Origin of the sequence: Lentzea indica, assembly GCF_012184385.1 — a bacterium.
Taxonomy (GTDB): domain Bacteria; phylum Actinomycetota; class Actinomycetes; order Mycobacteriales; family Pseudonocardiaceae; genus Lentzea; species Lentzea indica.
On record NZ_VSRL01000043.1, the window covers coordinates 17,308 to 36,645 of the forward strand.

16 protein-coding genes are annotated in these 19,338 nt (G+C 68.1%); 9 read left to right on the forward strand and 7 right to left on the reverse strand.

Annotated elements, in window-relative coordinates:
• The first annotated feature begins 22 nt into the window (after positions 1 to 22).
• Together FXN61_RS14800 and FXN61_RS14805 are read left to right on the forward strand one after the other, a co-directional pair.
• Entirely contained in the window at positions 23 to 493 is a 471-nt protein-coding gene (locus FXN61_RS14800; protein ID WP_167974247.1) for an AMIN-like domain-containing (lipo)protein, read from the forward strand.
• A gap of 63 nt (positions 494 to 556) precedes the next feature.
• Positions 557 to 1,027: an AMIN-like domain-containing (lipo)protein gene (locus tag FXN61_RS14805; RefSeq protein WP_167974249.1), complete on the forward strand. Its 471-nt coding sequence runs from the start codon at positions 557 to 559 to the stop codon at positions 1,025 to 1,027.
• Between the two features lie 69 nt (positions 1,028 to 1,096).
• Here FXN61_RS14805 and lon read toward each other — a convergent pair whose 3' ends face one another.
• Entirely contained in the window at positions 1,097 to 3,445 is a 2,349-nt protein-coding gene (gene lon, locus FXN61_RS14810) for an endopeptidase La (RefSeq protein WP_167974251.1), read from the reverse strand.
• Between the two features lie 127 nt (positions 3,446 to 3,572).
• On the opposite strand from lon, the gene FXN61_RS14815 reads away from it, so the two are divergent.
• The gene (locus FXN61_RS14815; RefSeq protein WP_312877737.1) at positions 3,573 to 4,406 is read left to right on the forward strand and encodes an SAM-dependent methyltransferase; all 834 of its coding nucleotides are present in this window, start codon (positions 3,573 to 3,575) and stop codon (positions 4,404 to 4,406) included.
• Here FXN61_RS14815 and srmL read toward each other — a convergent pair.
• Together srmL and FXN61_RS54300 are read right to left on the reverse strand one after the other, a co-directional pair.
• The gene (gene srmL / locus FXN61_RS14820) at positions 4,379 to 5,407 is read right to left on the reverse strand and encodes a PheS-related mystery ligase SrmL (protein WP_167974253.1); all 1,029 of its coding nucleotides are present in this window, start codon (positions 5,405 to 5,407) and stop codon (positions 4,379 to 4,381) included. The two genes, FXN61_RS14815 and srmL, sit on opposite strands and share 28 nt — an antisense overlap.
• 126 nt (positions 5,408 to 5,533) lie before the next feature.
• Entirely contained in the window at positions 5,534 to 7,414 is a 1,881-nt protein-coding gene (locus FXN61_RS54300) for a patatin-like phospholipase domain-containing protein (RefSeq protein WP_167974255.1), read from the reverse strand.
• A 136-nt stretch (positions 7,415 to 7,550) separates the two neighbouring features.
• On the opposite strand from FXN61_RS54300, the gene FXN61_RS14830 reads away from it, so the two are divergent.
• Positions 7,551 to 10,145 (forward strand): right-handed parallel beta-helix repeat-containing protein, encoded by a 2,595-nt coding sequence (locus FXN61_RS14830; protein ID WP_167974257.1) that lies wholly within the window; start codon positions 7,551 to 7,553, stop codon positions 10,143 to 10,145.
• A gap of 7 nt (positions 10,146 to 10,152) precedes the next feature.
• Here the strand turns inward: FXN61_RS14830 and FXN61_RS50110 are convergent, their stop codons facing one another.
• Genes FXN61_RS50110 through FXN61_RS14845 form a run of 3 tightly spaced genes read right to left on the reverse strand, consistent with a single transcriptional unit; the run spans position 10,153 to position 13,584 of the window.
• Positions 10,153 to 10,785, reverse strand: a complete 633-nt coding sequence (locus FXN61_RS50110) for a CatB-related O-acetyltransferase (RefSeq protein WP_167974259.1) — start codon at positions 10,783 to 10,785, stop codon at positions 10,153 to 10,155.
• Complete coding sequence (locus FXN61_RS14840; RefSeq protein ID WP_167974261.1) at positions 10,782 to 12,656, reverse strand: ABC transporter ATP-binding protein; 1,875 nt, start codon at positions 12,654 to 12,656, stop codon at positions 10,782 to 10,784. Before FXN61_RS14840 ends, FXN61_RS50110 begins: the two co-directional genes overlap by 4 nt.
• 34 nt (positions 12,657 to 12,690) lie before the next feature.
• Positions 12,691 to 13,584: an alpha/beta hydrolase gene (locus FXN61_RS14845; RefSeq protein ID WP_312877738.1), complete on the reverse strand. Its 894-nt coding sequence runs from the start codon at positions 13,582 to 13,584 to the stop codon at positions 12,691 to 12,693.
• Positions 13,585 to 13,692: 108 nt separating this feature from the next.
• On the opposite strand from FXN61_RS14845, the gene FXN61_RS14850 reads away from it, so the two are divergent.
• From FXN61_RS14850 to FXN61_RS14860, 4 genes are read left to right on the forward strand one after another with little or no spacing between them, the layout of a single operon-like run.
• The gene (locus FXN61_RS14850) at positions 13,693 to 14,472 is read left to right on the forward strand and encodes a M48 family metallopeptidase (RefSeq protein ID WP_376770648.1); all 780 of its coding nucleotides are present in this window, start codon (positions 13,693 to 13,695) and stop codon (positions 14,470 to 14,472) included.
• Positions 14,412 to 14,675 (forward strand): hypothetical protein, encoded by a 264-nt coding sequence (locus FXN61_RS56320; protein ID WP_376770649.1) that lies wholly within the window; start codon positions 14,412 to 14,414, stop codon positions 14,673 to 14,675. The genes FXN61_RS14850 and FXN61_RS56320 overlap by 61 nt, the downstream gene beginning before the upstream one ends.
• Positions 14,676 to 14,690: 15 nt before the next feature.
• Complete coding sequence (locus tag FXN61_RS14855; RefSeq protein WP_167974263.1) at positions 14,691 to 15,476, forward strand: S1 family peptidase; 786 nt, start codon at positions 14,691 to 14,693, stop codon at positions 15,474 to 15,476.
• Positions 15,477 to 15,497: 21 nt separating this feature from the next.
• Complete coding sequence (locus FXN61_RS14860) at positions 15,498 to 16,220, forward strand: S1 family serine peptidase (protein ID WP_246291527.1); 723 nt, start codon at positions 15,498 to 15,500, stop codon at positions 16,218 to 16,220.
• Here FXN61_RS14860 and FXN61_RS55320 read toward each other — a convergent pair.
• Positions 16,201 to 18,396: a tetratricopeptide repeat protein gene (locus FXN61_RS55320; protein WP_167974265.1), complete on the reverse strand. Its 2,196-nt coding sequence runs from the start codon at positions 18,394 to 18,396 to the stop codon at positions 16,201 to 16,203. The genes FXN61_RS14860 and FXN61_RS55320 overlap by 20 nt on opposite strands.
• 33 nt (positions 18,397 to 18,429) lie before the next feature.
• Here FXN61_RS55320 and FXN61_RS14870 point away from each other — a divergent pair, with 33 nt between their 5' ends.
• A complete protein-coding gene (locus tag FXN61_RS14870; RefSeq protein ID WP_167974267.1) occupies positions 18,430 to 19,338 on the forward strand; it encodes a ricin-type beta-trefoil lectin domain protein in 909 nt (302 codons plus the stop codon).

Below are 19,338 nucleotides of genomic sequence, written 5' to 3' on the forward strand. Positions count from 1 at the left end.
TCTTTGCAGGGGGAGAAGACAAATGAAGAAGCGTCTGACCGCGGTGCTGCTCGCAGTGCTCGCGGTGTTCACGTTCGTCCCGGTGGCGTCGGCGAGTGGTCCGGCCCAGCTCAACGACATCCGGACCGGCAAGCACGACCGCTTCGAGCGGATCGTGCTCGACATGACCGGCCTGCCGAGCAACTTCCAGTCCCGCGAGGCCACCGAGGTGACGAACTGCGGTTCTGGTAACCCCGTCGCCGTGCCGGGCGCGGAGATCCTCGAGTCGGTGTTCCACTACGCCGCCACGTACGACGAGAACTTCAACCCGACGTACACCGGACCGCGGAACTTCGTGCCGCAGGGCCTGGTCAACGTGAAGGGCATCGCCATCACGTGCGACTTCGAGGCGACGCTCGGTATCGCGGTCGGGTACAACGACCCGAACTCGTGGCACAAGGTGTTCACGCTGACGAACCCCGACCGGGTCGTTATCGACGTCTACTCGTCCTGAGGCAACTGTGGCTCGAGTCACACGTCTTCAAGGCATCGAGAAAGCCCTGAGAGGGGGCCGAAGATGAACAGACGTCTTGCCGCGCTGGTGCTGGCGGCGACCACGGTCTTCACGTTCGTCCCGATGGCGTCGGCGCAGAGCACGCCCACGCTGTCGAACATCCGGACCGGGCAGCACGCCGGGTTCAACAGGGTGGTGCTCGACATGTCCGGCCTGCCGGCGGAGCACCGGGTCCGCGAGGTCGCCGGAGTCGCGAACTGCGGGTCGGGCGACCCGATCTCCATGCCCGGCAGCACCGAGATCCTCGAAGTCGTCCTGATCGGCGCCGCCGCGCACGACGACAACGGGAACCCGACCTACACCGGGTCGCGCAACCTCGCGCCGCCCGGCCTCGACAACGTCCGCAGGGTCGCCTTCACGTGCGATTTCGAAGCCACGCTCGGCATTGCGGTGGGCTACGGCAACGCCAGCTCGTGGCATCGGGTGTTCACGCTGACGAACCCGAACCGGGTCGTCATCGACATCGGTCAGTAGCAAGGGAAAAGCCTCGTGGGGGCAGTAGTCGCCGCTACTGCCCCCACGAGGGGTCCTAACCAGAAACCGTTACGCCGCAACGGTGGCGGCGGCCTCCTTCGACAACGCGTGCTCCAGCACCTCGGACACGTCCGAAACCAGGTGCACGGTCAGCTGCTCCCGCACCGACTCCGGGACGTCGTCCAGGTCCGGCTCGTTGCGCTGGGGCAGCAGCACGGTCGTGATGCCCGCACGGTGAGCGGCGAGCAGCTTCTGCTTCACGCCACCGATCGGCAACACCCGGCCGGTCAACGAGATCTCGCCCGTCATCGCCACGTCCGAGCGCACAGCGCGGCCGGACAGCAGCGACGCCAGCGCCGTCGTCATCGTGACACCCGCGGACGGCCCGTCCTTCGGCACCGCGCCCGCCGGGACGTGGATGTGCACACCCCGGTCGGCCAGCGCCGCGGCCTTGTCGTCGTGCGAACGCAGGTACGACAACGCGATCTGCGCGGACTCCTTCATCACGTCGCCCAGCTGGCCGGTCAGCGTGACCCCGGCCGAGCCCGTGTCCTTGGGCGCCAGCGAGGCCTCGATGAACAGCACGTCGCCACCGACGCCCGTGACGGCCAGACCCGTTGCCACGCCGGGAACTGACGTGCGCTCCGCCGACTCGGGCGTGTTCTTCGGGCTGCCGAGGTACGACTTCAGCGACGGCTGGTCGACCGTGATCGGCAGTTCCGAGTCACCCAGGGCCACCTTCGCGGTCACCTTGCGCAGGATCCGCGCGAGGGCCCGTTCCAGTTGCCGCACACCGGCTTCCCGCGTGTACTCGGTCGCCAGCTGGTGCAGCGCGGGCTTGGCGAACGTGACGTCCTCAGGCTCGAGGCCTGCGCGTTCGATCTGGCGCGGCAGCAGGTGGTCACTGGCGATCGTGACCTTCTCGTCCTCGGTGTAGCCGTCGAGCTGCACGAGCTCCATGCGGTCGAGCAACGGCGCAGGGATCGACTCCAGCACGTTCGCGGTCGCGAGGAACACCACGTCCGAGAGGTCCAGCTCAACCTCCAGGTAGTGGTCGCGGAACGTGTGGTTCTGCGCCGGGTCCAGCACCTCGAGCAACGCCGCCGTGGGGTCGCCGCGGTAGTCGGAGCCGACCTTGTCGATCTCGTCGAGCAGCACGACCGGGTTCATCGAACCGGCCTCGCTGATCGCGCGGACGATCCGGCCCGGCAGCGCGCCGACGTACGTGCGGCGGTGACCGCGGATCTCGGCCTCGTCGCGCACGCCACCCAAGGCCACGCGAACGAACTTGCGACCCATCGCACGTGCCACGGACTCGCCGAGCGACGTCTTGCCAACGCCGGGAGGGCCGACCAGGGCGAGCACAGCGCCAGAACGACGTCCACCAACAACACCCATGCCACGGTCAGCACGACGCTTGCGCACGGCCAGGTACTCGGTGATGCGCTGCTTCACGTCGTCCAAGCCGGCGTGGTCGGCGTCGAGAACCTCACGCGCGGCCTTGAGGTCGTACGACTCCTCGGTCCGCTCGTTCCACGGCATCTCCAGGACGGTGTCGAGCCACGTCCGGATCCAGCCCACCTCGGGTGACTGCTCGGAGGTGCGCTCCAGCTTGTCGACCTCGGTCAGTGCGGCCTTGAGGACCTTCTCCGGCAGCTCCGCCGCCTCGACGCGCGCCCGGTAGTCCTCCTCCTCGCTGGCCGGCTTGCCGTCGAGCTCGGCCAGCTCCTTGCGGATCGCGGCCATCTGCTGGCGCAGCAGGAACTCCCGCTGCTGCTTCTCGACGCCTTCCTTGACGTCCTTGGCGATCGTCTCGTTCACGTCCAGCTCGGTCAGGTGTGCCTTGCCCCACTCGACCAGCTTTTCCAGCCGCGTGGTGACGTCCGAGGTCTCCAGCAGCCAGATCTTCTGCTTCTCGTCGAGGTACGAGGCGTAGCCAGCGAGGTCGGCCAGCGCCGACGGGTCGCTGATCTGCTGGATCGAGTCGACCATCTGCCACGCACCGCGCGTCTGCAGGATGTTCGTCACGAGCGCGCGGTACTCCCTCGCGAGCTCCCGCGTCCGTTCGGTGATCGGCGACTCGTCCGCGACAGTGGCCTCGACCCACAGTGCCGCGCCCGGTCCCGTGGTGCCCGTGCCGATGCGAACGCGCTTCGTGCCGCGCACGACGGCGGCGCGCTCGCCGCCAGGCAGACGGCCCACCTGCTCGATCTCGGCGAGCGTGCCGACCGAGGCGTACTTCCCGTCCAGACGTGGAACGAGCAGCACTTGATGATTCGCTGCGGTCGTCGCGGCGTCGACGGCCGCGCGGGCCTCGGCGCTGGCGTCCGCACCGGAGATGCGGATCGGCACCACCATGCCGGGCAGCACCACAACGTCGTCGAGCGGCAGCACCGGCAGGGCCAACGTCTCGCCCATCACATCACCCTCCAAAGTTGAGTCTGTACCGCTCAACCAACTGGAGCGGGGTGGTGTTCCCTCCGGATGTTCGCTGTCAGCGAGCGGTCCCGACGTCCTGACGCGATCGTGGATCGCGCGGGTGGCGGTGGACACCCGTGTGGCGCACGGCAAGGATGCGCGCGTGATGGAAGAGCTGAAGTGGGTTCCGTCCACGGTCGACGTCACACGCCCGAGCGTGGCTCGGATGTACGACTACTACCTGGGCGGCTCGCACAACTTCGAAGCCGACCGCGCCGCCGCCAAGCAGGTGGAGCAGATCTACCCCGGCATCGTCCAGAGCGCGCAGGCGAACCGCTCGTTCCTGCGCAGGGTCGTCCGCCACCTCGTCGCCGAGGGCGTCGACCAGTTCCTCGACCTGGGCTCCGGCATCCCGACCGTGGGCAACGTCCACGAGATCGCCCAGCAGAACAACCCGTCCGCCCGCGTGCTCTACGTCGACTTCGAGCCGGTCGCCGTCTCGCACAGCAACGCCCTGCTGGCCGAGAACCCCAACGCCACGGCGCTGCTGGCCGACCTGCGCGCGACCTCGACGGTGCTGGCAGGCGTCCGCGAGACGCTCGACTTCTCCCGCCCGGTCGGCGTGCTGATCATCGCGGCGCTGCACTTCATCCCGGACTCCGACAACCCGTACGACACCGTCGCCGAGTACATGTCGGCTCTTCCTTCCGGCTCGTACCTGGCCATCACCCACGCCACCTGGGACAGCCTCACCGAGGAGGAGGGCGCGGAAGCCCGCAAGGTCGCGAAGATCTACAGCAACTCCGACAACACGCTCACCGTTCGCACTCACGCCGAGGTGACCAGGTTCTTCGACGGGCTCGAGCTGCTGGAGCCGGGCGTCGTCGCGGTGAACGACTGGCGCCCGGACTCCTACGAGGATCACACTGGCATCTACGGCGCCGTGGCTCGCAAGCCGTAGAGCAGCCGGTCCCGCATCTCGTTCGTCTCGCTGTCGGTGAGGGTGCGTTCCGGTGCCCTCATCGTCACGCGGAGGAGCACGTTCTTCTGACCTGGCTCGGCTTCCAGCCGTTGCCGGACGTGGTCGGGCAGGTCTTCTGTCCTGGTCTCGCCGAGGATCGTGATCTCCTCGATCACGTCCTCCGGCACGAGCGCGCGGATCCGGTCGCCCAGCGTTTCGACGTCCTCCTCGACGTTCGCCATGATCGAGATGTCCCTGATGGCAGCCGGGTGCCGTGAGATCGGCCGGTACTCGGTCAGGTCCAGCATCTGCGACTTGATGCGCGGATCCTCGTTGCGCAGCAGGCGGATGTCCGGGATTCCCTTGCGCAGCATGAGAAGCCGGTCCAGTCCCAGTCCCATCGCGAGGCCGTGCGGATGGTCTTTGAGGACGTGTCGCGCGGCCCTTCCGCACTCACCGATCTCCACCCACTGGCCGTCGTGCTCCACGTCGATCTGCTTGCCGTGCGTGGTGTATGGGTGTTGTGCATCGATCGTGCGATAGCGCTTGCCGGGCAACAGTGTTGTGACGACCGTGTCGATCAGATCGGCCAGCTCCTCCTGATTTCTGGAGATCCGCCAGACGTCGAGCTGGTGCGGCGTACCGGTGTGCAGACGGTCGACGGTGTCACGGCGGTAGACGAGGCCGGGACAGAGCAGCGTCACGTCTGGGACTGCTTCTTTGAGAGCCGGCGGGATCATCGCCGTGGTGTGGCTGCGCAACATGCACGTCTCGCTGACGTACCTGGTGTAGCGAGCTTCTCTGGTGATCGCGTCGGACGGATAACCGAGGTGCTCGTAGTTGTGCTCCACCGGAACCAGCGGGTGGTGGCGGACTTCCTGCGGATTGTCGAGCGCTGCCTTGAGATCGGCGATCAACAACTGCATCGCGTGCGGACCCCGCGCGGGATCGGTGAGGTCGCGGACGTTCAGGGCGCGGACGAGTTCATCGGTGCGGTACATGGGGTTTCCCGTTCTGCTCGGTCTGGTGGGATGCGGAGTCCCCCGACCAACGGGAAGGTTTTAGGCGCGCGCCACCGCCGCAGGTCGGGGGTGGCTAAATCGCGTCATGTACCCAGGTTAGCGCGCCTATTCGGGCGGCGTCAGCCGCAAATCGGGATCCACCGGCGGCACTCCGTCGAACGGCCCGTCGTCCTTCAACCGTCCGACGTGGTCCAGAGCGACCTCGATCCCGTCGCGGTACGGATCACCGTCCTGCGGGGGAGTGCGGAACCACTCGTGCAACGCCTCGGGAATCTGGAACCGCTCGAGCAGCTCCTCGTACATCGCGTCGCGGTCCGCGGCCTGCACGCCGAGCTCCTGGTACTCGCGCATCGCCATGCGCAGCCGGATCCAGCGGTAGCGGTCGGTGTTCTGCTGCTGCTCGAACCGTTCGCGCAGCAGGTCGCCGGCACGCTGGCCGCGCAACGCGAGGCGCCTGATCGTGGCAGGCGGCATGAACAGGTTCGTGCCGCCCTCGTGGTCGGCCTGCCGCACGTGCGCGATGCGGCCGCGGTAGCCGGGCAGCGCCGACTGCATCGTGTCGCGCCAGTCCAGGAACGTGTCCAAAATGGACACGAGGAACCGCGGCATCGAGTTCAGCGACGCGTAGTGCGTGCCGGACGTCGACGCGTCCTGCTCCGGCAGCCACACCTCCTCCGTGTCGCCGTTCGGGTAGGGCTGCAGGCTCAGACCGAACGTGGGCCAGCGCGGCAGCAGCGAGTCGAAGAAGTGGATGGGGAAGTTGCTGGTGATGCCGCCGTCGGAGAACCAGTGCACGCGCCCGTCCCTGCACAGCGGCACGGCGGCGATCAGGCCGGGGAACGACAGGCTCATCCGCACGGCCAGCACGACCGGCAGATCCTCGCGACCAGGCAAGGAACGCAGCGGCATGTGCTCGTGCAGCGGACACTTCTCACCGGTGACAGCGCCGTTCATCTGCTCGACCACCCGGCGCGGCAGCACGTACCCGAGACACTCCTCGCAGTACTGCCAGTCCTCCTTGAACGGCAACCGGTACGGCCGCCCCTGCGACAGGTCTGTCGTCATCAGCACGAGGTTGATGTCGCCGAGATCGCCGAACGTCAGCGCGTCCTCGGTACCGGCAAGGGAGTCGAGCTGGTCGGCGATCCAGTCGGCCAGCGGCGGCACGCCCGTCGACTTCGGCACACCGGCCAGCCGGTCGAGCCACGACGGCGTGAAGTCACCGGTGCCCGGCACGAGTCCGAAGTGGATGGACCTCGCGTTGTTCTTCAGATACCGCTGCATGGCATACCCGTACGTGACGGTCAGCGCGCTGACCGCCGCGAGCGTCAGCACCAGCCACACCAGCAGCACGACCGCCGCCGTCGCGTAGTGCCGTGAGAACGCCAGCCCGAGCACGAGCGGCACCGCGACGAAAACCCAAGCGGGCCACGGCAAACTCGACCGCAACGGCCACAGCACCATCACCACGCACGCCAAAGCGAGCACGACGACCAACGCCGCGAGCCAGCCCGGATACGACGACGGCGCCAGCCAGGCCGACCACAGCACCGGTCCGCCCAGCCACAGCGACGCCATCAGAGCCAGCACCGACTTCGCGCGCATCCCGACGGCGCCCAGCAACGCGAAGAACAGGCACGAGATCGCGCTGCGGCCCGTGGTCTCGCGCTTCTGCATGGTCGCGACGACGATCCGGTACAGCGCACGGGTTTTCCCGGTGGGCTGGAACAGCTGCGCCAGCCGCCAGCGGTCCGCGCCGGTGCCGGACGTGAACCAGTCGATCAACTGTGTCAGCTTTTCGAAGCCACCGGAAGCACGACCGCGTTCGGCGGCCGCCGTGAACCCCGCCGCGATCGCTCCCGCGGACGCGCCACCGATCTGCTTGAACTCGTAGTGGCGCGCCAGGGATGCGACAGCGAGCGGATACACGACACCGCTGGTCGTGCCTCCGCGCATGGTCAGGTCGCAGTAGCGGTCGTACTCCATGTGCTCATGGTCGCGCGATCAGCGCCGTCCGCCGGGAAAATTCACTCGGACGCCACCTGATCGATCTCCGACCGTTGGTTTCGTCGAACGCGGCTCCGAACTCGACGGAGGAGGGGGCCATGTAGCTTCTCGTTCCGTGCAAAGACAGCCTGATGTGCTGCTGGTCGGCGAGGGTGGGTTCGCCGACGTGGCGGCGGCGCTGCGGTCGGCTCGGCCAGGTGACGTGATCGAGCTCGCGCCAGGCGAGTACGACGGAGAAGTCGTCGTGGACGTGCCGGTCGAGCTGCGGCCGAAGAACGAGCGCGGCACGGTCACGCTCTCCTCAGGCACCGGGAACACGTTGATGCTCCTGGCTGACGCGACCGTGCGCGACCTGACCGTCGTCGGCTGTGCCTGGGGTGCTGCGGCAGTCGAGGTCTCTGGACCGGTGGCGCCGCGAATCCTGGACTGCGAGGTCCGTGCTCCCGGCCACACCGGGATCCGGGTCCGCTCAGGGGCACGGCCGGAGGTGTCGTCCTGCCGGATCGGTCCGGCTCTGCACGGGTTGAGGATCGAGTCCGCGGCAGGTGAGTACCGGAGGTGCGAGTTCGCCGACACCGCGCTGGAATCGGTGATCGCGACCGCCGGCGCCGAACCACGTGTCGTGGACAGCCGGTTCGTGCGTCAGGGTGGGCACGCGGCTGTCGCCGTCGACCGAGGGACCGTGCTCTCGTTGCACAGCAACGACTTCGAGGGCGGTCCGGTCGCATCGGTCCGGGCGAGTGACGGCGGGCGGATCGTGATCACGGACGCGACGTTCCACGACGGTGGTGGGCCCGCGCTGGAGGTGGACGACGATGGAGTGCTGCACGCCAACAGGATCAGGATCGCGGGCATCGGCTCGGAAGGTGTGCTCGTCAGTGGTGGCGAGGGCCGGTTCACGGCGTGCCGGTTCACCGGGACGCACGGGCCGGCTGTCTGGATGACGGGTGGCCGCGCCCGGTTCGAGGACTGCGAGGCGATCGACGCGGACCACGCCGGTTTCCTGGTGGTGGACGGAGCCGCCGAGTTCGTGCGGTGCGTGGCGCACAACAACGCCGGCCAGGGCTTCTCGTTGCTCAGCGAGGTGACACTCACCGAGTGCAGCTCGTTCGGCAACGGCCAGCCGGACGACGTCGGCCAGCGCCCGGTCCAACCGGCCGCCCTGTCACGCACGGGAACGGCGGTGCGCAGAGTCGGCCGCGACGGATACCGCACCATCGGTGCGGCCATCGACGACGCGGACGCCGGGGACGTCATCGAGATCGAGGCAGGCGAGTACGAAGAAGGACTCGTGCTGGACAAGCCGGTGGAGCTCCGCGCGGCCGGAAAACCGGGCAGCGTCCGGCTGACGTACGACTATGACGAGGTGTTGAGCCTGTGCGCTGACGTGACCGTGCGCGGCATCTCCCTCTCCGGCTCGACATGGGTCGCCAACGATGTCGCGGCGGTGTTCGAGCGATGCGAGTTCTCCGGAGACGGCGTCTCCGCCGGTAACGGCAGCTCCGTCACCCTGCGGGAATGCCATGTGCGCACAGTTGTGATAGTGAGCGGCGCGCTGACCATGGTCGGCTGCTCCGTGACTGAGGCCGGTGTGAAGGTGATGCACGAGGAGTGCGTCGTCGATCTCCGTGACTGCGTTTTCGATGGGGCCACCTACACGGCGATCGACATCGCCCGCGGCCGTGTCGTGATCACGGATGTGACGGTGAAACGGGCGCAGAACGGTCTGCAGTTGTACAACGGCACCGTCGTGGCCAGCGGACTCACCATCGCCGACTCCATCGATCTGGGTATCGACATGCACGGAGGCACCGGTAGCTTCACCTCCTGCGTGATCACCGGTGCCGGGAGTGAAGGCGTGCTGGTGTTCAGCGGCGAGGCCACCTTCGAACAATGCCAGGCCGTCGGTGGCGGGTCCGCGGGCTTCCAGGTCGTTCTGGGCACGGTGTGGCTCACCCGCTGCCTGGCCAAGGACAACCGGGGCAAGGGCTTCGACCTTCATGAGAAGGCGCGGGTGACGACCACCGAGTGCGACTCGACCGGCAACGGGATCCTGGATGGAATCCATGCCACGGCCCAGAATCCTGGCCGTCTGGTGCGTGTGGGCAACGTCGCGGAGTTGAAACAGGCGGTTGAGAAGGCGATCGCCGGGGACGTCATCGAGATCGCCCCCGGCAACTACCGCCGCATTGACGGCCTGCGCATCCGGCGGGCGGTGGAGGTGCGCGCCGCGGAAGGCCCTGGCACGGTGCAGCTGGCCGTCAGCCGCCCGGTTGTGGTGAGCGCGGCGGCAACGTTGCGCGGCATCAGGATCCGCGGGAACTTCATCCCGGGGTTGATCGTGAGGACGGCGGGCGGCACCGCGCTGATCGAGCGCTGCGAGATCATCACCAACGACGGCGCCACGGTCGAGATCGCCGACAGCGCGAGTCCGACGTTCCGCGACTGCGAGATCAAAGCAGGCAAGCGCGGTGTGGTCCTGCGTGCCGCCGGCGGCCGCTACGAGCGGTGCCGGTTCGTCGGCGGCCCGGAGCCGGTCGTGGTCGTCTCCTCGACCGGCGCGGTGTTCCTGGACTGCGAGATCAGGCAGGGCAGGAACGATGGAACACGGGTCGAGGTCGACGGCGCGCAACTGGATGTCGGCAGCGATCGCCTCCTGTCCGGATCCGTCCACCACGGAGAGAGCGCGACCGTGCGTCTGGTCGAGTGATGATCCTTCACGCCACCTCGGCCAGCTCCGCAGGCGTCCCAGCCATGATCAGGCGGACGTGCTCGGTGACCTTCTCCACCGGCCAGTCCCACCACGCGATCCGTTCCAGCAGCTCGATTTCCGGGTCGCTGTACCGCTTCTTCAGCACCTTGGCGGGGTTTCCGCCGACCACGCCGTACGCCGGCACGTCCGACACGACCACCGAACCGGAGGCGATGATCGCGCCGTTGCCGATGTGCACCCCGGGCATGATCAACGCTTGGTACCCGATCCAGACGTCGTTGCCCACCACCGTGTCCCCGCGAGAAGGCGCACCGAGAGCGATGTCGAGCGTCTTCTCGCCCCACAGCCCGCCGAAGATCGTGAACGGGAACGTCGACACGCCGTCGGTGCGGTGGTTGCCGCCGGACATGATGAACCTGACGCCCTCCGCCAGTGCGCAGTACCGGCCGATGACCAGCTTCTCCGCGCCGAAGTTGTAGAGCACGTTGCGCTGCTCGAACTCTTCAGCGTGATGCGGGTCGTCGTAGTAGGTGTACTCGCCGATCTCGATCTGCGGGTTCTTCACCAACGGCTTGAGCAGCACCGTGCGCGCGATGTCCGGCAGCGGGTAGAGGTTGTCAGGCGAGGGAATGCTCACGGCGCTCCGATCGGCTCTTCGCTGAACTGCGTGCGGTACAACTTGGCGTAGTGGCCTTCCAGCGCCAGCAACGCCTCATGCGTACCACGTTCGACGATCTGCCCCTTGTCGACGACCAGGATCTGGTCCGCAGCCCTGATCGTCGACAGCCGGTGCGCGATCACCAGCGACGTCCGGCCCGCGAGGGCCTCGACCAACGCCTCCTGCACCGCCGCCTCCGACCGCGAGTCCAGGTGCGCGGTCGCCTCGTCGAGGATCACCACGCGCGGCTTGGCCAGCAGCAACCGTGCGATGGTCAGACGCTGTCGTTCACCGCCGGACAATCGGTAGCCGCGCTCGCCCACCACGGTGTCGAGCTGATCCGGCAGCGACGACACCAGATCCGCCAGCCTGGCCCGCGTCAACGCGTCCCACAGTTCCTCGTCCGTGGCCGCGGGAGCCGCCAGGCGGAGGTTCGCGCCGATCGACTCGTGGAACAGGTGCCCGTCCTGCGTCACCATGCCCACGGTCTCGCGGATCGAGTCGAACGACAGGTCGCGAACGTCCACATCGGACAAACGCACCGACCCGGAATCCACGTCGTACAGACGTGGCACCAGCGACGCGATCGTTGACTTGCCCGCGCCCGACGCGCCGACCAGCGCGATCAGCGAACCCGGCTCGGCGACGAACGAGATCCCGCCGAGGATCTCATCTCCGCCACGGGTGTCGAGCGACGCGACTTCCTCCAGCGAGGCCAGCGACACCTTGTCCGCCGACGGGTAGGCGAACTTCACGTCCGAGAACTCGACGGAGACCGGCCCGTCCGGCACGGAGACGGGTGAGGCCTTCTCCTTGATCAACGGCGGCAGGTCCAGCACCTCGAAGACCCGCTCGAACGACACCAGCGCGGTCATCACGTCCACCCGTGCCCCGGCCAACGCCGTCAACGGCGCGTACAGCCTGGTCAGCAGCAGCGCCAGCGTCACGATCGTGCCCGGCGCCATCTTCCCGGCGAACGCGAAGTACCCGCCCAACCCGTAGACCAGCGCCAACGCCAGCGAGGACACCAGGGTCAACGCCACGAGGAACAGCCACTGCGCCACCGCGGTCCGCACGCCGATGTCGCGCACCCGCCGCGCCCGTGTCCCGAACTCGGCGCTTTCCAGGGAAGGCCGGCCGAACAGCTTGATCAACGTCGCGCCCGGCGCCGAGAACCGCTCGGTCATCTGGGTCGTCATCGCCGAGTCGAGGTTCGCCGCCTCGCGATGCATCGACGCGAGGCGCTTGCCCATGCGCCGCGCCGGGATCAGGAAGATCGGCAGCAGCACCATCGCCAGCACCGTGACCTGCCACGACAGCGTCAGCATCACGGCCAGGGTCAGGATCAGCGCGATCACGTTCGTGACGACACCGGAGATCGTCTCGGAGAACGCCCGCTGCGCCGCGATCACGTCGTTGTTCAGCCGCGACACCAGCGCGCCGGTGCGAGTTCGGGTGAAGAACGCGATCGGCATCCGTTGCACGTGGTCGAAGACGGCCTGCCGCAGCCGCAGGATGAGGTCCTCGCCGACCCGCGACGACTGCCACCGCTCTGCCAGCGAGAAACCGGCTTCCAGCACCGCCACACCGGCGATCGCGATCGCGAGCCACACGACCAGCCCGAAGTCACGGCCGCCGATGATGGTGTCGACGACGCGTCCTGCCAGCACCGGGCTGGCCACCCCGAGCACCGCCGCGACTGCACTGGTCGCGAGCAGCGCGTACACAGCACGCCGCTGCGGGCGTGCGAACCGGGCGACACGCTTCAACGTCGCCCGGCTCACGCGACGGTTTTTCTCGTCCTGCATCGCGCTTTCGAGCGCGTACCAGGCGTTGAAGTCGATGTTCATGACGACCAGTCTCGAACCTCGACCTCTGTCGAGGTCAAGCTGTTTTCAGGAACTCGTCCACCTCTGCGAGAGCCGCCGCACGCACTGGCTCAGGCGACAGGAACAGATCGTGCATTCCTGCCTTGATCTCCACGACCTTGACGGAAGGTCCGATCTTCGGACCCCACTTCCTCATTCCCTCGACGTCCAGCACCGCGTCCGCCTTGGAAACGTCCTCGCTCCACTCGCGGGCGTTCAGCATGCTCCTGTCGGAGTGCATGACCAGCACCGGCACGCGCACGTCGAGACCATTGTGGACCTTCTCCTGCGCCACGAGGATCGCCCGGATCCACCCGGCCAGCACGGGAAAGCCCGCGAGCGGCTTCCACTTCAGGTCGAAGTCCCACTCGCCGTTGCGCGAGCTGTGGATCGCCGCCCCGTACGCCTCACCGAGGTTCGCGCGGACCTTCACCTTCGGCGCGATCCGCCCGATCAGCTTCACCACCTGGCGCACGAACGGCGGCTCGACGACGTCCAGCCACGGGCTGTTCAGCACCAGCGCGTCGATCAACTCGCCGGCGCGCCGTTCGTGCGCCCACAGCGACGTGGTGAGCCCACCGGTCGAGTGACCCATGAGCACCACACGCGAATGCTCTTCGCGAATCTTGGCGATCGCCGCGTCGATCTCCTCGAAGTACACGGCCATGTCGGTCGTGTAGTTCGGCAGCTCGCCGTCGCGCAACGATCGGCCGTATCCGCGCAGGTCGACTGCGTAGAAGTCGTAGCCCTGGGCGGTGTAGTGATCGGCAACGTGCTCCTGGAAGAAGTAATCCGCGAAGCCGTGCACGTAGAGGATCGCGCCGCGGTCGTTGGCTGCGGCACGGCGGCGGACCAGGGTCGCTGAGGCCCCGCCGCGCAACGGCAGAACGGTGGTGTCTTCGTCGCTCACCGCGCCAGTTTGCAACCATCCGGCGCCGATTCCGTGCAGGCTTGTCCGGATCGTGTCTAACCTGGGGGTGTGACGGGGGATATTGAGCAGTCATCGAGGGTGCGTTTCATGGGCATCAGCCCGCGCGCCTATGAGCATCCTGCCGACCGAGGCGCCCTTGCGGTGCTGAGGGCGGTGCCCGCCGTGGCACCGATCCTCAAGGCGGTCGCGGCGGCCTTCTCCGAACGGGGTGAGCGCCTGCTGCAGGTGGCTTCCTCCGTGCGAGTCGGCCCGAAGCAGTACCCGCAGCTCGACCGCATCCGCAACGAGGTCGCCGCGACGTTCGACCTCGACACGGTGCCCGAGCTCTACGTGCAGCGGCACCCGGTCGAGGCGGCGTGGACGAGCGGCATCGACACGCCGTTCATCGTGCTGACCACCGGCCTGGTGGACCTGCTGGACAACGAGAGCCTCCGGTTCGTCATCGGCCACGAGATGGGCCACGTGATGTCGGGCCACGCGCTCTACAACACGCTGCTGCGGCGCCTCATCGGCATCCAGCAGTCGTTCGCGTGGGTGCCGGCCGGTGCGCTGGCCATGCGCGCGGTCATCGCGGCGTTGCGCGAGTGGCAGCGCAAGACCGAGTTGTCCTGCGACCGGGCCGGCCTGCTGGCTGCCAGGACCCGCAGGCCGCGTTGCGGGCGCACGTCGCGCTCGCGGGCGACCTCGGCGGCCAGGTCGACATCGCCGAGTTCCTCGCCCAGGCGAAGGAGTACGAGGAGGTCGAGGACATCCGCGACAGCATCCTCAAGCTCCTGCACACCGAGGAGCGCTCGCACCCGCTGGTCGTGGTGCGGGCAGCCGAGCTGCAGCGCTGGTCGGCGAGCGAGGAGTACCGCGAGATCCTGACCGGCACGTACGCCCGCCGCGAGGACGACCGTCCGGCGAACAACCTCACGGACGACGTGAAGTCCGCCGCCCGTTCCTACAAGGAGTCCATGAGCACCTCCGCCGACCCGTTGATCAAGACGATCAACGACATCGGCGAGGCCGTCATGGGTGCCGCGGGCAAGGTCTGGAGCAAGGTTGCTCCGAATGGAGCAGCGGAGTAGCTACCATCTGGAGTCATGAGGCGACTCCTGGTGTCGGCGGTGGCGATCGTGACGTGCTGCCTGCCTTGTACGACTGTGGCCGCCGCCGACGTGCAGGTCGTCGGCGGCGAGCGGGCCTCCATCGAGGCCAACCCGTGGGCAGTCCACCTCACCGACGCCCGCGGAGCTCAGTTCTGCGGTGGCACCATCGTCGCGCCGACGAAGGTGCTCACCGCGGCGCACTGCGCGCTCAGCCGCTCGCCAAGTGAGCTGCGGGTCGTCGCCGGTCGCGAGGACAAGCAGGACCGCGAGGCCGGGGTGTCGGTGACGCCGGCGGACATCTGGATCCACAAGCAGTACGTCGCCGCCGACGAGGGCGAGGACGTGGCGGTCCTGACCCTGAAGAAGGCGCTGCCGTACACGCCGCTGCCCTTCGCCGAACTGACCGATCGGGCGCTTTATCAACCCGGCACGCAGCTGCGTGCGCTCGGCTGGGGACGCACGAGTGAGAACGGCAAGACGTCGCGCTACCTCATGCAGGCCACCCTGCCGGTGCTGCCCGACGACTTCTGCGCCGAGACGTATCCGCAGTTCGTGAAGACGGACATGTTCTGCGCGGGCTACGAGGGCGGCAAGATCGACACCTGCCAGGGCGACTCCGGCGGCCCGATCGTCGTGGAGGGCAAGCTCGTCGGCGTCACGTCGTGGGGCGAGGGCTGCGCGCGCAAGGGCAAGCCAGGCGTGTACGTCCGGATCGCCCGGTACGCGAAGGACCTTCACCCGGTCGTGGATGCTTTGCCGACTGGAGTTGTCGACCCGTAGACCCCTGGCTTCAGTGGGTTCATGCGTCTGCTGGCAGCGCTCCTGGCTCTGATCGTGATCACGGTGACCCCGGCTCACGCCGAGCCCAGAATCGTTGGCGGTGTGGTGGTGGACAACCCCGACGAGGCACCGTGGATGGTCGCTCTGACGCTGTCGTCGGGCTACCAGTTCTGCGGTGGCGCGCTCGTCGGCTCCAAGCTGGTGGCCACCGCGGCGCACTGCGTCTACGGCCGTGCGCCCGGCTCGATCAGCGTCGTCGGTGGGCGGCTCGACCTGCGCACCGACGGCGGTTCCACGTCGGTCGTCGCGAAGTACCAGGTCGTGGAGGGGTACTCGACTCCATCACGCGGCAAGGACATCGCGTTGCTCACGCTCGCCGAGCCCATGCCGTACGCGCCGTTGCCGGTCGCCGCCACCGCCGGTGTGTACGCGGGTGGCAACGTCGGTGTCGTGTACGGCTGGGGGCGGCAGGCGGAGAACGACACGAACAAGAGTCCGTTGCTGCACAAGGCATCCATCCCGATCATGGCGGATGAGCAGTGCGCTGCGGCCTATGCGCGTTTCGATGCGCAGGCCATGTTCTGCGCGGGATATCCGGAGGGCGGCGTCGACTCGTGCGTCGACGACTCCGGTGGCCCGTTCGTGGTCGACGGCAGGCTCGCCGGGATCGTGTCGTGGGGCATCGGGTGTGCGCGGCCCAACACGCCTGGCGTCTACACGCGCGTCATGACGTACCTGACCTGAGTTCTTTGATCAGGTCGGCCCGGTAGCGAAGGCCCGCGCTTTCCGCGCGTTCGATCGCCTTGTCGTACAACGCTTCGTCCTGTACCAGCGCGGCTTTGCCCGCGAGTGCACGTACCTCGATGATGCGGAACTCGGCGTCGGCAGCGCGTCGCAGCACCTCGTCGTACTCGGCGACCGAGCGGTTCACTTCCGCGAGCACGAGGCAGGCGTCGACCTCGATGAACAGGTCGTCGTCTCCTGCCAGTTCGAGCGCGCGTTCCGCGTGTTCCCGTGCCTCCTCTCGCCTGCCGGCCGCGATGAGCAGCTCCGCGTACTCGACCCGCGCGGACATCTCGATCGGCCGCAGTCCGTGCTTGTTCGACAGCTCCAATGCGCCGCGGAACGCCTCCTCCGCGTCCTCGTGCCGGCGCTGTGCCGCCAGCACCACGCCGAGGTTGTTGAGGCCGTTCGCGAGGTGCTGCCAGTCGTCGATCTCCGCGGCCAGCCGCACGGACCGGCGCAGGGCGTCCTCCGCTGACGACAGCCGGCCGAGCTCCAGCTCCACCAGCCCGAGGTTGCCGAGGCCGCCGATGAGCTGCGACCGCATGTCGTTCGGCCCGTAGATCGCGATCGCCGAGGCGAGGTGGTCGCGGGCGAGGCCGAGCTCGCCGATGTCGTGGTAGATCCCGGCGAGGATGTTCAGCGCGGTGGCTTGCTGGGCCTGCGAGCCTGCGGCGCGGTACTCGGCGATCGCCTGGTGGCTTTGCTCGATCGCCGTCCGGTGCTCCCCGAAGCGCCAGTCGAGGTAGGCGAGGCACACCCGCATGGCCGCCGCCCGCTGCCCGGTCTCACCGCTGTCCAACGCGGCACGCGCGATCGTGCGCAGGTCGGCGTACTGGCCGGTGAGCAGCAGGTACGGCCGCATGGCCGTGACCAGGGCGGCGTCGGGGTGTTCCTCGGCGAGCGCGACGAGGTTGAGCCGTTCCGCCTCGAACCACGCCATCGCTTCTCCGCGGTCGGTGAACGGGACGCTGTCCGGCGCCGCCGGCAGCAGGCGGGTGAACCCGACCTTCAGCTCGGCCTCGGCGCCGTCCGCGCGCCTGAGGTACCACTCGAAGACCTCACGCCTGTCCTCGTCGGTCGCCCGTGCGTGGGCATACAGGCGTAGGAGGTCGTGCAACTGATAGCGGTCGTTGTTCTGCTGCACCAGGTTGGCCGCGACCAGCTCGTCGATCGCGTCTCCGGCCAAGTCCTGCGGGATGTCCGGGCCGGGCACGGCGCCCAGGAAGTCGAACGTCCGCCGCGCCCGCTGGGACAGCTTCCGGTACGAGAGGTCGAACGTCGCCTGCACGGCCGTGTCGTCGTCCTCGATCTCCAACGCTTCGAGCCGGTGTTCCCGCAGCTCCTCGACGTAGTCGGGCAGATGGCGCCCGGCGAGGTTCGCGCCGGCGATCCGCAACGCCAGCGGCAGCCGCCCGCACAGCCTGATCAGCTCGCTCGTGTCCCCGTCGACGCGCATGCCCTTGAGCAGCTCGTGTGCCTCCTGCTCTGCCAGCACGCCCAGCCTCACCTGCGCGAACTGCGGCAGGTCGTGGCGGCTCGTGATCAACGCGGCACAGCCGGGCGTGGCGGGCAGCAGCGGCGCGATCACCTCGGCCGTCGCGTTGTCGAGCACGACGAGCACCCGCCGGTGGCGCAGCAGTTCCCGGTAGTCGTCGTTCGGTCCGCCGCCGAGCGCCTTCACGAACCGCGCCAGCGTCTGCTCGACCGTCATCGACGGCCCGGTGGAGTAGCCGCGCAGGTTGACGTACAGCTGCCCGTCCGGGAACTGGTGCCGCAGCCGGTGAGCCTCCCTGATCGCGAGCACGGTCTTGCCCACGCCGGGGAGTCCCGTGATCGCCCGCACCGGCGCGTCGATCAGCTCAAGTCTGGCGATTTCTTCTTTTCTGCCAACGAAATCCGGCAGATCGGACGGCAGCTGGCACGGCGCCGGCGGTCGTGGCACGAGCCGGTACCCGGTCGGTTCGGTGATCACCTGCTCGGTGGCGCGCAGCCTGCTGACCAGCGTGCGCAACGCTCCGCGCGGATGCATCGGCGGCTCGCCAGGCCACACCTCGGCGACCAGCGCGTCGAACGGCACCGGCTCGCCGGGGTGAGCGGCCAGCGCGTCTCGCAGCAACTGCAGTCGATCCGCCACGAAGCCGATCGTAGATCCGTAGCGTGCAGAGGCATGACTGGAAGATCATTGGGTGTCGCCGCCGCCATCGCGGCCGCGGTCACCCTGGGGGCAATGACCACCGTTCCCGCGAGCGCGGAGCCCGCAGGGAACACGATCATCGAGCTGAAGAACGTGGCACGCGGCCAGTGCATGACGGCCGGCAAGAACGACTACTTCCAGGTCGAGATGGCCGACTGCACCGGCGCCGCGAACCAGCGGTGGGAGAAGGTCGGCCTGCCGAACGGGCAGTTCTTCCTGCGCAACATCGCTGACCGGTGGTGCGTCGACGGGGAGCACTCCCTGATCACCGACAGTTGCGACGAGACCGACAAGTACCAGCGCTGGGAACTGGCGCAGGACGCGTCAGGAGCGACGAAGCTGAAGCTGGCCGTCTCGTGGCCCGCGTACGCCGACACGTCGCTCTACGACATGCTCGACCTCAAGATCATCCCGAACGAGCCGCAGGACAGTGACCACCAGCGGTGGGTGGTGACCGAGATCGGCGGCGTGCCGCCGCTGCCGGACACCACCGGTGCTCTGGTGACGCTGGAGAACTCGAGGTGGTGGAGCGTCGACCTGACCGACACCTGTGTCAGTGGCGCAGGCATGGGCGCATGTCCCGGTTCGGTGTTCCAGCGGGTCGAGCTCGGCGGCGGTGCGTTCCAGTTGCGGGCGGCGGACGTCTGCCTGCGCCCCAAGCCGGGGTCGAGGCTCGACGCCGATCTGCTCGGGGACTGCGCCACGGCCGACCCGTCGCAGCAGTGGCGGCTTGAAGGGCCGGACCTGTTCGGCGGTCACCTGATCCGCAACGTGGGCAAGGGCACTTACCTCACGCCCGGCTCCCCCAGCGTGCAGTTGTTCGAGAAGGATCCCTTCGGCAAGGACCCGCAGTTGCAGAGGTGGTACCTCCACCTCGCGTGA

Bases quoted from the DNA above. Each gene is read 5' to 3' on its own strand.
- FXN61_RS14805 (WP_167974249.1), top strand. From the start codon at position 557: ATGAACAGACGTCTTGCCGCGCTGGTGCTGGCGGCGACCACGGTCTTC.
- FXN61_RS14850 (WP_376770648.1), top strand. From the start codon at position 13,693: ATGGGCATCAGCCCGCGCGCCTATGAGCATCCTGCCGACCGAGGCGCC.
- FXN61_RS54300 (WP_167974255.1), bottom strand. From the start codon at position 7,414: ATGGAGTACGACCGCTACTGCGACCTGACCATGCGCGGAGGCACGACC.
- FXN61_RS14855 (WP_167974263.1), top strand. From the start codon at position 14,691: ATGAGGCGACTCCTGGTGTCGGCGGTGGCGATCGTGACGTGCTGCCTG.
- lon (WP_167974251.1), bottom strand. From the start codon at position 3,445: ATGGGCGAGACGTTGGCCCTGCCGGTGCTGCCGCTCGACGACGTTGTG.
- FXN61_RS14840 (WP_167974261.1), bottom strand. From the start codon at position 12,656: ATGAACATCGACTTCAACGCCTGGTACGCGCTCGAAAGCGCGATGCAG.
- srmL (WP_167974253.1), bottom strand. From the start codon at position 5,407: ATGTACCGCACCGATGAACTCGTCCGCGCCCTGAACGTCCGCGACCTC.
- FXN61_RS14860 (WP_246291527.1), top strand. From the start codon at position 15,498: ATGCGTCTGCTGGCAGCGCTCCTGGCTCTGATCGTGATCACGGTGACC.
- FXN61_RS14870 (WP_167974267.1), top strand. From the start codon at position 18,430: ATGACTGGAAGATCATTGGGTGTCGCCGCCGCCATCGCGGCCGCGGTC.
- FXN61_RS14800 (WP_167974247.1), top strand. From the start codon at position 23: ATGAAGAAGCGTCTGACCGCGGTGCTGCTCGCAGTGCTCGCGGTGTTC.